Source organism: Brevundimonas sp. ZS04, from assembly GCF_001956865.1.
In the GTDB taxonomy this organism is placed as follows: Bacteria; Pseudomonadota; Alphaproteobacteria; order Caulobacterales; family Caulobacteraceae; genus Brevundimonas; species Brevundimonas diminuta.
Window position 1 is genome coordinate 31349 of the sequence record NZ_MTHE01000007.1, and the last position, 12302, is coordinate 43650.

General features: G+C 63.2%; 12 protein-coding genes and 1 pseudogene. 6 read left to right on the forward strand and 7 right to left on the reverse strand.

Annotated elements, in window-relative coordinates; translation table 11 throughout:
- Window positions 1-8 precede the first annotated feature (8 nt).
- Window positions 9-728, reverse strand: a complete 720-nt coding sequence (locus BJP32_RS10420) for a hypothetical protein (RefSeq protein ID WP_076223991.1) — start codon at window positions 726-728, stop codon at window positions 9-11.
- Window positions 721-2274, reverse strand: a complete 1554-nt coding sequence (locus tag BJP32_RS10425) for an ADP-ribosylglycohydrolase family protein (protein WP_083673966.1) — start codon at window positions 2272-2274, stop codon at window positions 721-723. The genes BJP32_RS10420 and BJP32_RS10425 overlap by 8 nt, the downstream gene beginning before the upstream one ends.
- Window positions 2275-2340: 66 nt before the next feature.
- On the opposite strand from BJP32_RS10425, the gene BJP32_RS10435 reads away from it, so the two are divergent.
- Together BJP32_RS10435 and BJP32_RS10440 are read left to right on the forward strand one after the other, a co-directional pair.
- Entirely contained in the window at window positions 2341-3075 is a 735-nt protein-coding gene (locus BJP32_RS10435; RefSeq protein WP_076223993.1) for an NUDIX domain-containing protein, read from the forward strand.
- Entirely contained in the window at window positions 3072-3626 is a 555-nt protein-coding gene (locus BJP32_RS10440) for a hypothetical protein (RefSeq protein ID WP_076223995.1), read from the forward strand. Before BJP32_RS10435 ends, BJP32_RS10440 begins: the two co-directional genes overlap by 4 nt.
- On the opposite strand, the gene BJP32_RS10445 is transcribed toward BJP32_RS10440, so the two are convergent.
- The 4 genes from BJP32_RS10445 to BJP32_RS10460 all read right to left on the reverse strand — a co-directional run bounded on the left by BJP32_RS10445 (window position 3607) and on the right by BJP32_RS10460 (window position 7875).
- Window positions 3607-4914 carry an McrC family protein gene (locus tag BJP32_RS10445; protein ID WP_076223997.1) on the reverse strand — a complete coding sequence of 436 codons (1308 nt, stop codon included), beginning with the start codon at window positions 4912-4914 and terminating at the stop codon, window positions 3607-3609. The two genes, BJP32_RS10440 and BJP32_RS10445, sit on opposite strands and share 20 nt — an antisense overlap.
- Window positions 4914-6416 carry an AAA family ATPase gene (locus BJP32_RS10450; protein ID WP_076223999.1) on the reverse strand — a complete coding sequence of 501 codons (1503 nt, stop codon included), beginning with the start codon at window positions 6414-6416 and terminating at the stop codon, window positions 4914-4916. Before BJP32_RS10450 ends, BJP32_RS10445 begins: the two co-directional genes overlap by 1 nt.
- Before the next feature lie 437 nt (window positions 6417-6853).
- Window positions 6854-7186 carry a hypothetical protein gene (locus BJP32_RS10455; RefSeq protein WP_076224001.1) on the reverse strand — a complete coding sequence of 111 codons (333 nt, stop codon included), beginning with the start codon at window positions 7184-7186 and terminating at the stop codon, window positions 6854-6856.
- Window positions 7183-7875: an exonuclease domain-containing protein gene (locus tag BJP32_RS10460; protein ID WP_158043308.1), complete on the reverse strand. Its 693-nt coding sequence runs from the start codon at window positions 7873-7875 to the stop codon at window positions 7183-7185. Before BJP32_RS10460 ends, BJP32_RS10455 begins: the two co-directional genes overlap by 4 nt.
- 417 nt (window positions 7876-8292) lie before the next feature.
- On the opposite strand from BJP32_RS10460, the gene BJP32_RS10465 reads away from it, so the two are divergent.
- Window positions 8293-9456, forward strand: a complete 1164-nt coding sequence (locus BJP32_RS10465; RefSeq protein WP_076224004.1) for a DNA cytosine methyltransferase — start codon at window positions 8293-8295, stop codon at window positions 9454-9456.
- Window positions 9457-9462: 6 nt separating this feature from the next.
- On the forward strand, window positions 9463-10188 hold the full coding sequence (locus BJP32_RS10470) for a GIY-YIG nuclease family protein (protein WP_076224006.1): 726 nt from the start codon (window positions 9463-9465) through the stop codon (window positions 10186-10188).
- Window positions 10189-10393: 205 nt separating this feature from the next.
- On the opposite strand, the gene BJP32_RS10475 is transcribed toward BJP32_RS10470, so the two are convergent.
- On the reverse strand, window positions 10394-10792 hold the full coding sequence (locus BJP32_RS10475; protein WP_076224073.1) for a RidA family protein: 399 nt from the start codon (window positions 10790-10792) through the stop codon (window positions 10394-10396).
- Window positions 10793-10888: 96 nt separating this feature from the next.
- On the opposite strand from BJP32_RS10475, the gene BJP32_RS10480 reads away from it, so the two are divergent.
- Window positions 10889-11506, forward strand: coding sequence for a TetR/AcrR family transcriptional regulator (locus BJP32_RS10480; protein WP_076224007.1), 618 nt, complete (start codon window positions 10889-10891; stop codon window positions 11504-11506).
- 109 nt (window positions 11507-11615) lie between these two features.
- A pseudogene (locus BJP32_RS16935) lies at window positions 11616-12153 on the forward strand (integrase core domain-containing protein); the annotation flags it as partial.
- Window positions 12154-12302 lie beyond the last annotated feature (149 nt).

The window sequence follows — 12302 nt, forward strand, 5'->3', positions numbered from 1 at the left end:
GGCCTGAGCTAGGTGGCCCCCAGCGCCTCAGCCATCCGCGGGGCATTAGCAAACAGCGAAGCCTCGATCGTCAGGAAATCCACGCCGGCCGACTGAGCCCGTACGGCAGTCAGCCACGCCAAATACTCGCGGTACCCCAGCCGCTCACCGCCCCGCAGCCTTGCCCTTGCTCGAGCCACGGCATTCGGTCGCGGCACGCCATCCTTATCCCGGACGATCCGCGAGGGCGGCATGAAGAACCGGTCGGTTTCGCCGAGCTGTTCAAGTGCGAGGTTCAACGCGACGGCCACGCGGCTATCGTAGATCGCATGCCGATCCGGCGCCGCGAACGCGAAGACCTTGCTCCAGGATGAGATGCGCGTTGCGCCGACCCGGTCGGCGAAAGCCAACAGGACGTCGTCGCCATAGTGGCCGTGCCAGCCGTTCGCTGGCTGAGACCATGCCTCGACCGCCTGCCGATTGCGGCGCACGCCGCCCCAGTCCGCGACGATCCAGCCATAGATCCGCCCTGCCTTGTCGTGGTCGGTATTCGGATCGTTCAGCGCGCTCGTCAGCAGCTCGCGTAGTTTTCGGTTCGTCGTCGCCGCATCAGCGTCCGCCCAGCAGTTCGCAGTTTCGCCGAGGATATCATCCAGTGAAGCCCGGGCCTTTGGCCCCACCGCCCATTCGTAGGGCGTGTCGTAGGCCTGGACGATTTCCCAGATCTCCAAAGCGCGCCGCTCAAGCATGCAGACCTCCCTCGGGCTGATTGAGGTTCGCGGCCAAGAGCAGATCCGTCGCCGCCTCGCAGATCGCGTCGAACGCATCGAGCGGTTCGATCCATGCCCAAGGGACGTGGCCCAGCCCGAACCAGGCGCCCACGAGCTGACCCGCGATCGAGGCTGTCGAGTCGCTGTCGCCATCGTGGTTCGCAGCCAAGGCCATCACTTCCTCGAAGCTAGACCCCGCGAGCGCCGCATAGACCGCGATCGCGAGCGCCTCTTCTCCGACCCAACCCTCTCCAAGGGCGCCGCTGGCGATCACGCCTTTTGGAGCTGTCGATGTGCGAGCGAGGGTGATCGCCTGGCTGAGAGCCTCAGCGGTTTGCTTAGCCCCCGCCCGCTCTCCCAGAAGCGTCAGAGCCTCCTCGCTCGCTGCTATCAGTCCCTGCCGCGCTATCACGGCCCTAACGATCGCCGCCATCGCCCCACCGCTGAAGTAGCCGCTGGGGTGTCCGTGGGTTAGGGCGGAGGCGGCGATGCCAAGATCGAAGGCGGTCGTGGCCGTCCATCCCACCAGCCCGATCGGTGCGGTGCGCATCACGCCGCCGCAGCCCTTAGATCCATTGATCGGAGCCTCGACGCTCCCACGACCGCCCGCCGCGAGTGCAGACATGCAGGTGTTGCCCGGGGCTCGACGGGCCCAGAGCGAGGAATACCGTTGAAGCCCTTCCCTTCCTGTGGCCGAACCGCCCAGGGCTTGGGTCTCATACCAACGCAGGTAGGCCTGCCTGCACTCCTCGACGCAGTCATGTTGCCCTTTGGAGCGGCCAAGCGCCTCAGCCGTGAACAAGGTCATCTGCGTATCGTCGCTGACGCGCAGCTGTCCGTTATTGAGTTGTGGGACGGTCAGCCCCTCTGGACCGAACTTCGCCTGGATCTCCGAGAGATGATCGAACTCTACGGCGTAGCCGAACGCATCGCCAACTGCTCCGCCGAACAGGCAGCCGAGAACGCGCTCGTCCCGGTCATGGGTTTGGATGGGCTGCACCTGACGTACGTGCGCTTCTTGCGCGGCGGTCTCAATTGCGCCCGGACGCGCGAGACGCACCTGAGCCATTGCGTCCTCAGCAGCAGACCCCAGTTCGACCATCAGCCGCGCTGCGATCATGCCGGCGCGTCCGCGACCTCCACGGCAGTGAATAACGACCCGGTCACCGTGCAGGAGCTTGGAGCGGATCACATGCCCGAACACCGACCACCGCCGCTCAAACCGCTCATCGGGAGCACCCATGTCCTTAATGGGCGCATGCAGCCAGACCATGCCGGCGTCGCGTACGGCCTCGCCAAGAGCTGGCACATTCAGGAGCTCGAACTCGTGGTCCTCGATGAGGGTCAAAACGACGCCCGCGCGCCAGTCCTTCAGGGCGGCCACATCCCGCTGAAGGTCCCGCGCCCATGGCGCGCCAAAGACGCTGGGGCCGCTCTTGCCAGGACAGAAGGTCACCCCGATCACCCCTGCGCCGCACAACACCTCCGCGACTTCAATCGGATCGGTTTGACTGGTCCTGACCATGCACTTCTCCCCTCAGATCATTTGTGGTAGTTGCCACACATTTTAATTCGTGTCAATGAAACACTTATGCCGAGCTATGCGCATCCCCGCCCGTCCATCGCCACCGATGTCGTCACCCTGCGGTTTTACGAAGGGCGCCTCGAGGTTCTGCTGATTGAGCGAAAAGAAGCGCCCTTAGGCTGGGCCCTTCCCGGCGGATTCTTGAAGGTCGGCGAGCCCCGCATCGAGTTGGCCGCCGCCTCCGGAGACCACCGAGATGACATCGACTGGACGCTAGAGGACTGCGCGCTTCGCGAACTCCAAGAAGAAGCGGGCGTGACGCCGTTCACCTTACATCAGTTCGGCGCCTATGGGGCGGCGGACCGCGATCCGCGTGGCCGCTATGTCTCGATCGCCTATTGGACGTTTGTCCATGCCGAGCGATGCCAGCCTAAGGCCGGCTCGGACGCGAAGCGCTTCGAATGGCGTCCGGTCGCGCAGGCAAACGGCCTCGCCTTCGATCACGACCGGATTGTCGCAGATGCGCATCAGAACATCCGACAACGTCGTCAGGAGCTCGGCCTGTTTCTGGATCTCATGCCGAGCGTCTTCACCTACCCGATGTTCCTGGACGCTTACCAACCGTTCTGGGAGGCTGAGCACGCTAGAGACCGCTCGAACCTGCATCGCAAGATTGCCGCACTTTGGGCAGACGCCGAAACTGATGAGCCGCTCACTCTGCCTGCCCCGCGCGGACCTGGCGCGCCGCCGAAGCGCTATGATCTTCGGAAGGCCAAGGCGGCTATGGAGCCGACGCGATGACCTATGAAAAGGACGCCGCGGTTCGACGCAGCCAGCGCGTGATCCGCATGGTCTGCGAGCTTCACCGTTTGGGTTATCAGCGCCTGCGCGTGATGCCCTACTTCTATCCCCTCGCCTATCGCGTCGCGATTGGCCCCGCCGGGCTATTCTCTCATCGCAACGGCGCCTACAGCGCCGACCTCGATCTCGACCGCTTCGCGGTCTACTCGAGCGCCAGTCAGTCCAGCTACTTCGGCTGGGACGACGCGCACACAGATACGGCCCGACAGCTCGCCGAAAAGTTCATCACGCGCTTTGGCGCGATCTGCGAAAGCGGTCGAGGACGGGACTGGGCCTATGCCGGCTGGCTCAGCGAGCTGATGGGGACCATGGAGCGCCTGGGCGCACTGCCTTTCGTGATGGAAGAGTATTTCGAGCCTGGGCCAGAGGAGCTCGACTCCCTCCCGATGTGGCTGAGAGGCCAAACGCCAAGCCGCTTCAACCTGCCGCCGCCGCCGGCGCCGGAGTACGGTCAGACCAGCACGCCTCAGCTCAACTCGCCACGGCAATAGCGGGCGCGCTCGGCCAGCACATCAAATCCAAGCACTGCGCCGGAACGGACTTCAGCAGCGCCACATCCACTGTCGCGATCTCCAGCTTCACGCCGGTCTGGGGCATGGCGAAGGTTGCGACGACGCCAGCCTCTTGGCCCAGGCCCCGGTGGTGAGGATACAGAAGGGTCAGCCTCTTGGCCTCATAGACCTGGCCGTAGGCCAGCATCTGATAGACGTCGGCCTGGCTGACGCCGCGCTTGGTGTCGACGTCGGCAGAGACGAGCCGCTTCCACTTAGTATCTATGATGTGGATGCCTTCGGCGCCCTTCACCACGATGTCTGGCTTGGTCGCAAACCGCGGCGCCCCCTTCTCATCTTTCAGAATGAAGTGGCGCGGCCCCTGCAGGCTCACCGATCGCCCGCTCGCGCGCCCGCTCGAGCGAACATGCCGGCCGATAAAGTCCTCGAACAGGGTGTTCATCTCGAACATGAGCGCTGTGCCGGCCTGCTTACCGGTGGTCGTTGTTTGCCAGCGGCGCTGCATGAGCGCCCGCGCCAGTTGGAACAGATCCTTGTAGCGCGTGTCGGTGCGATCGAGATGGACCCGATCCCAGGGCAGTCGATCCGGCCCCATCCGGCTGATGTCGGCGAACGCGAGCTCCAGCTCCATCAACAATCGACGGTTCCGCATCGAGCGAGACACCTTGGACAGCTGAGCCACCGTCGCTTTGAGAATCTGGTTCAGCGCAATGTCCGCGCTGAGCTCAGAAAACTGACAGGCCAGCCGGTTCGGCGTGACGATGTTGGCCGAAAACTGTCGCTGGATATCCAACCGCCCTCTGAGGCTTGGCAGGTCCTCCTCATGATCCAGGTAGCGGCGAGACAACCCGCGGTGCACGGCCTTGAAGAGGCGCTCGCAGAAGAGCCGGATGAGGACCTCCAGAAGCGTCTTCTCCTGCTGACTGAACAGCGCCGCCTCGCCATCGGAGATGGGCAGATCCCAAGCCCTGGCCAGCATATGAACCAGGACGTTGCGCACGCCCTGTTCGCCCAGCGTGTCGATCTTGGGCATGATCTCTAGGTCGGTCTCGGCCGTCGCCAGAACGCCCACCACCTGACGAGCGCACAACGCCTTATGGGTGCGGACCAGAACACTGGCGCCCTCACCTGATCCCATCCCTAGCTTGCGCTCCACAGCGATCGCACCAGCGATCAGTTGATCAGCTTGATCGGGCGTCACCGACCGATCCGCGCCGTCAGCGCGGATCGGCAAGTGCTCCCATTCGCTTAGCGCGATCGACACCATCAGCCGATCCGGTATGCGTCATCTGAGAACTTGGGCTGGACCTGGTAGCGCCAGCGATCATCGTCGTCGAAGGCGTCGTCCAAAGCGCCAGGGCGCCGCAGCTTGGTCCGGCGGATGAAGCGCCCGTCATCCTGGGTTTCGCCAAGCGCGAGCCGGACCTTCTCCCAGTCTTCGTAGAAATACTCCACGAGCAGCGGAATGACCTTCTGGGTCATCACCTGGTCGATGTGTTCGCGCGACGTACATCCCATGAAGAAAGCGTGGCCAATCTGATGATCGCGATCGAACAGGTATTCGATCCGGTCGTTCAGCCCGCTAAGGAAAGCCTTGAGGTCGACGCCTTCCACCACCGAGAGCAGATCCGGCCGAGGCATTAGTTCACGGAACTCGAAGCGGCGACGCAGAGCCGTATCGAGCAGGGCGATCGAGCGATCGGCGGTGTTCATCGTGCCGATGATGTGCAGGTTCGCCGGAACGCTGAACGGCTCCTTGGAATAAGGCAACGTCACCTCCAGAGCGTTACGCATGCCCTGGCGCTTGTCCGCTTCGATCAAGGTGATCAGCTCGCCAAACACCTTGGAGACGTTAGCGCGATTGATCTCGTCGATGATGATCACATGCGGCAGCAGGGCGGCGGGGTTCTCCCCCTGCTCGCTCTGGCTGAGCACGCCGGCGAGCCGCTCAAGCTTCAAGCGCTTGGGATCGAGCTGATAGAGCGAGCGCATGGTAAACTGACCATCGAAGATGGTCGCCACATCGAGTGACTGGTCGAAGACCTTGAGCCACCGAACCGTTCGGCTGTGATTGAACCCGTCCGGGGAGCGCTCGAACTTGTAGTCGCCTGTGACCTCGCCAATGGCCCGGAAGCGCGAGTTGCCGTCCGAGACAATGACCAAATCTCCGATCCGCATGTTTCCGCGCAGCGCCCAGAGCTGGGAGATGTGACCGGAGTTGCCTGTCGCTTCAGCGTCGAGCTCGCGGCCGCGCTTATACACCTCGTCGTAGGCGACGTACTTTGGGTCCGACCAGTCTTCATCGCCACCCCATCCGAGCAGGATGACGCCTTCGTCCATGCAGCGCTGATAGACCTCAGTCTGGTCTGCGCGACCCAGCGACATCTTGAAGACCCGCTTGCCCTTCAGACGCGCCACCTCGGCTGACATATCCGCACTAGCGCTTGAGCTTGCCCGCGCCTTGTCCGCGAGCCGCTTGAACACGCCCGCTTCCGGCTCGAGCCGGAACCCCGGCCCCTCACCTTCCGCGTCCGCGTCCCCACCGCCAGTCTTCGGCAGCAGTCCCTCGACGAACTGCTCGTAGCCGTAAGATTGGTGGAAGGTCACAAAGGCGATCCGCTCGGCAGCGACCAGCTTGGCGTAGGCCGCCATCACCGCGTTTCGCTCGGTGAGCTGGGGTTCGCCGCAGAGCTCCAGGGCCAGCGCGGCGGTCTCGTACGTTTTACCGGTTCCTGGCGGGCCGTAGAGGATGATGTTGCGCGGGGTCATAAGTTCAGCCGTTCGGACAGGAGGTTGGCTCGGGATTGGAGGCAGGCGGCCAGTCGATTTTTCCGTCGCCGGCGCCCCTGCGTCGTCCACGAGATCTTTGAGAAACCGCTCGAGCTGCGGCAGCTGATCAAGGCGCGCTTGCGTCGCCCGGGTCGGTCCCTGCTTAATCTAGGCAGAGTGGTTTGAGTTGGTTGGCCCTCGGCCGGGCGAGCTGCGTCCACTCTCAAGATCGATCTCGCCATTAGCCCTCACAGGACGGCCAGCCGCCAACACATTGACGAGGGTCTTGCCGTAGCGATGGATGTTGACGACGAGGCCGCCCTTCAAGCGCCACTCCGCCATCTTGTCATTCTGACGGCTTGGCGTTCCGAAAAGGCTGCGACCAAGCTCCACGGCGGCCCAAGCGGCTTTCTCAGCGCGGTGAATACCCGACACGCTCAGTCCTTCACCACGCCGGATGACCACGCCATCCCATGCGAGCGGCCCCGTTCGTCCCAGGCCACGCCCTTAGCTTCGCGGTCAGCCTTTAAGGTCACGGCGTAACGCTGGGCCTGTCCGTCGACGCTCGCTAGCGGCTCAGCGCCGACCACCGTCCCACCAAAATAGGCCGGCTCCGTCTTGGTCTGGTGCAGGTAGAGCCGGCCGCCATCCAGCGCGCTGATCTCGTCTGTCGTCAGCGCCCACGCCTCGCTTCGGTAGAGGGCTTCTTTGGGATCAAGACAGGTCACGCCCTGCGCATCCCGACAAATCAGGTGGAGCCGCGCGGTCATTGCGCGGCCTCATGGATAGCCAAATCTGTAGCGCGCCGATCCAGTTCGCGCCGCGCCGCGGCCAGCCGATGTTCGGACATGTCCTGTTCCCCCATCATCCAGTGGAGATAGGCCGACGGAACTTCGTCCCACGGCCTGCCTTTGTGTTTGCCGAAACTGACGACTGCCGGTTGAGTCGTCCATTCCAGCAGCGTCGCAACGGTCTCCGTTTGCAGAAGGTTTTGCAGGATGTGCGCCGTCACATACGCGTCCGGTCCCGCGCGATGCGCTGGGAGAGCGACCGTCGGATCCAGGTTCAGCTCTAGCCAATAGCGAAGCACCTGATTGGAATAGCCGGGCGCTTGGGGCCAAGCGCGTCGCGCCGTCTTAGCGGTGCAGATCCAGGGCGACTTCGCCAAGCGCGGCAGGAAGCTGCATTCAAAAACAGCGTTGTGAGCGACGTGGGCGTCGACGCCCTCGCCTTGAGTCAGATACCGCTCAACCGCCTCAGGTGATGATCGAGGCGCGCCTTGGAGCGCCGCGTCTGGGATGTGGTGAACCGCACGGGCTTGGACGCCAACGACGCCAGAGGGACTGAAGAACTGGGATTGCGGCTCGCCAATGCGCCAGCCGCCCTCACACCGCTCGACATCCACGAACCCTGCCTCGATGACCTCGCTGCCTTCAGCGCCGGTCGTCTCGAAATCCACTACCCTCAGTCTCATGGGTCCTCACGTCTTTGCTGAGAGGGGAGATAGAGACCCTTTGCGACACCTTCGGTCGCAAAGGATGCAACAACTTCGCGCCGGTGTGAGCCGGCCGGCCGAGGCGCGACCGGCCCGGCCGGTCCAATGACGGCCGCCCTAGCGTGCTCCGAGCGGGTTCGCCACGCCCTGCGGCGGCTTGTCCCAAGGTCATGGCGCTTTCCACGAAGCCACCGGTCCTTTTAAGCCGACAGGTATCTGCATGGCTGCCCGCCCAATCACCAGAATCCTAAGACCCGCCCCGAGGCGAACAAACAAAGAACTGGACGATCCCGCACCAGCCCGCCAACATGTCTCCATGTGCGAATCTCGCCCGTCTCCTCATGGCAGGAGCGCAGATCTCAATACGCGTTGGAGACCCGCATGGCCGCGCTAAACGTCGACCAGTCCTTCTATGAGTTCTTCGCGGGCGGCGGCATGGCGCGCGCAGGTCTGGGCGATGATTGGACCTGCCTGTTCGCCAACGACTTCGACGCAAAGAAGGGCTTCGCCTATCAGGCGAACTGGGGCACCGGCGGGGAGCTGACGGTCGGCGATATTCGTGCTCTCGAAGCCGAGCATCTTCCAGGATCCCCTGGCCTCGTGTGGGGCAGCTTCCCCTGCCAGGATCTCTCTCTGGCTGGCGTCGGCAAAGGCCTAGCCGGAGAGCGCTCGGGCACCTTCTACGCCTTTTGGGACATCATCCGCGGACTGGCTGCCGAAGGCCGCGCGCCAGCCATGGTCGCCGTGGAGAATGTTTGCGGCGCCCTGACCTCCCATGGCGGCGCTGACTTCCAAGCGATGTGCAAGACTTATGCGGACGCCGGCTATCGGTTCGGGGCCCTGGTGATCAACGCAGATCTCTTCGTGCCGCAATCTCGCCCGAGGCTGTTTGTCATCGGCGTACGTGCGGACCTGGATATTGCGCCAGAACTGGTTTCGCCTGAGCCTATCGAGCCATTCCACACCCGAGCTTTGAAGAAGGCGGTTTCGAGCCTCCCGGCTGAGGTAGCTGACAAGCTCGTCTGGTGGAATGTGCCAACGCCTGAACGGCGGGCTAGCACCTTCGCCGACGTCATCGAAGATGATCCCGATAGCGTGCCTTGGCACAATCAGGCCGAAACCAAGAAGCTCCTCGATATGATGTCGCCGGTGAACTTGGCGAAGGTGGAAGCGGCCAAGCGCGCCGGGCGCCGTATGGTCGGCGGCGTCTATCGTCGAACCCGTTTCGACGAGACCGGGCAGAAGGTTCAGCGCGCTGAGGTCCGGTTTGATGACATCGCTGGCTGCCTGCGCACCCCAGCAGGCGGCTCCAGTCGACAAATCATCATGGTTGTCGATGGTCATCGCGTCCGCTCGCGCCTGATCTCGTCTCGCGAGACCGCTCGCCTAATGGGCCTGAGCGACAGCTATGTCCTGCCCAGCCGCTACAATGAGGCCTATCACCTGACCGGTGACGGCGTGGCCGTCCCCGTGGTCCGCCACTTGGCGCAGCATGTGTTCGAGCCGCTGCTGGGTACAGCCAGCGCCCTGCGCAAAGCGGCCTGACCCCCAATGGTGATCGACGCTAGGGATAGAGACGCCTCCCAGTTACCTCCGTTCGAAACGGAGGACCTGCGCGCCAATCTCGCGGCCTTCCTAGATACGCCCTTTGACGATCCTGCAGGCCATAAGGTCAGGGTCGGCAACTACAAGTGGGGGGTCTACGCCTTCTTCGACTACGACGGCGAGCCGATCTATGTGGGCCAGACCAATGAGATGCTGCGGACCCGCATCCGCCGGCACCTGACCAACCAGCGCACGGACGCCGTCGCCATGTCAGTGCTGGATCCGTTCGAGGTCTATGAAATCGAGGTTTGGCCCCTGCCCGAGCTTCAGGCCGTCGGCGGCAGGGATGTAACCGCCAAACAGCGCCTGGACGCTCTAGAGCGGCTGATCACGGAACAGGCCGTCGAGCGCTCCAATTTCAAGGCGATCCTCAACGAGAAGGATCCGCCACCCGGCCTGCTCGCCGTAGAGCCGCCGCCGTCGCTGCGCGGGCGCATCGTCTCGGATCGGGTCTATGAACTGCGGTCGCATCCGGACTTCCGGATCGCGCGTCGAGCCTTGATCATCTCGCGACTGGCGCAAGTAATCTCAGAGCGGAAGGTCCAGGGCGGCCTTCGACGCGTGCTTCAAACGCAAGCGCGGCGCCTCCAATGGCTTGCCGAGCGCCGCTACGAAGCGCTCGGCGGGGAAGCCTCAGTCGAACAGGAGACGGCGATAGGCGCAGACGCCTAAGGCCTCCTCGGTCTGCGCCGGCGGCTTAGTAGACGCGGCGCAAGGGCCAAGAACTCGGCATATCATCACCCTCCTCACGCCTCTGGTTCTGCGTTGAGTCAGATAGTTGTTAGGTTGATGTCGCCGACGCGCCAACAGCAGACTCGCGCCTTCAGCCGACTAGGCGACATCCTGCGACCCTGGTGTCGCTTCCGAAATTTCCAAATCACACAGGGTCCGGAATGCGGGCGATGACCTTGATCTCGAAATCGAAACCCGCAAGCCAGTTCACGCCGACGGCCGTCCAGTTCGGATAAGGCGGCACGCCAAAGACCTTGTTCTTGACCGCCATGATCGTACCGAACTGCGCCTCGGGATCAGTGTGGAAGGTCGTGACATCAACGATGTCGTTGAGGTCGCAGCCAGCGGCCTTCAGCACGGCAGCGAGATTGGCGAACGCCAGTTCGACCTGCTGTTCGAAGTCGGGCTCGGCGGATCCGTCCTCCCGGCTGCCGACCTGGCCCGAAACGAACAGGAGGTCGCCAGAGCGGATGGCCGCGGAGTAGCCGTTGATTTCGTAAAGGGCCTGCCGACCGGCAGGGAAGACTGCATCGCGTTGGGGCATCGGGATCTCCATTGATATACGCTTCGTATGTGAATACATGAGGACATACGCAACGTATGTCAACTAACATACGGCCTGTATGTGAGGGAGGAAGCGATGGCCAGACGGCGCAAGGACATGGTCGAGGAAACGAAGGCCAGTCTGATCCGGGCTGCCCGGCACGCCTTTGCGACGAAGGGCTATGCGGAGGCGTCGATGGACGAATTGACAGCGGACGCCGGCCTGACGCGAGGCGCGCTCTACCACAATTTCGGCGACAAGAAGGGCCTGCTGCAGGCTGTCATAGACCAGATCGACGCCGAGATGCTGGCGCGGATGCGGGAGGCCGCGGGTCAGGCCGACACTCCGTGGGCGGCGTTCCTGCAAGAGGGCGTTGCCTATATCGAGATGGCGCTGGAGCCCGAGATCCAGCGGATCATGTTGTTGGACGGACCTGCCGTGCTGGGCGATCCTTCACGCTGGCCAAACCAGACGGCCTGTCTGCGCACGACCACCGAGACGATCCAGAGATTGATTGACGTGGGCACGGTCAAGCCGATTGACGCCGTGGCCGCAGCGCGGCTGGTCAACGGCGCGGCGCTTAACGCTGCGCTATGGATCGCCGCATCTGACGACCCGCGTGCAGTCATGGCCAGGTCGGTTGAGGCCTTCCGGCACCTTTTGTCCGGACTGCTTCAGGCTCCCCCAAATGGTGCGATGGTTCAGACTTCCTGACGTGACCCCCTGAAACTCCTCCAGGAATAGCTAGAGTCCGCCCTTAACGAAGGACGGACAGAATGAAGCGATCAGGGTTCACGGATTGAGGGCTGGCGTATACGCCAGACTGAAACAGATCATCGGGATCCTGCGGGAGCAGGAGGCCGGAGTGACGACGGCGGAGGTGTGTAGGCGTCACGGGGTCAGCTCGGCGACCTTTTACAAATTGAAGGCCAAGTTCGGCGGGCTCGACGTGTCGGAGGCTCGGCGGCTGAAGACGCTTGAAGACGAGAACGCCCGGCTCAAGCGGATGTTGGCAGACGCGATGCTGGACAACGTGGCCCTGAAGGACCTGCTGGGAAAAAAGTGGTGACGCCCGCCGGCTGGCGCGCGGCGGCTGGTTATCTGCAAGCTGCCTACGAGATGAGCGAAAGGCGGCCCGACACCATCGTCAGCGACAACGGCACGGAATACACCTCGAATGCGGTCCTGGCCTGGGCCGACGACACTGGCGTCGGCTGGCGCTACATCGCACCAGGCAAGCCTCAGCAGAACGGCTTCAATGAGAGCTTCAACGGGCGCCTGCGTGACGAGCTGCTGAACGAGACGTGTTTCGCTCCCTGCCGCATGCCCGCGCGGTGCTGGAAGCGTGGCGGCGTGACTACAAATAGATGCGTGTCTCGCCGCAGACTCCGGTTGCGGACAAGTTATCACACGTCCTTGGTCGAAATGCTTCAGAACAACAGCCGTTCTGAAACTTGTCCTTCTTGGTAACGGTCTAGCCCCGGCCATTGGTAACGCTTCCGGGGATTCC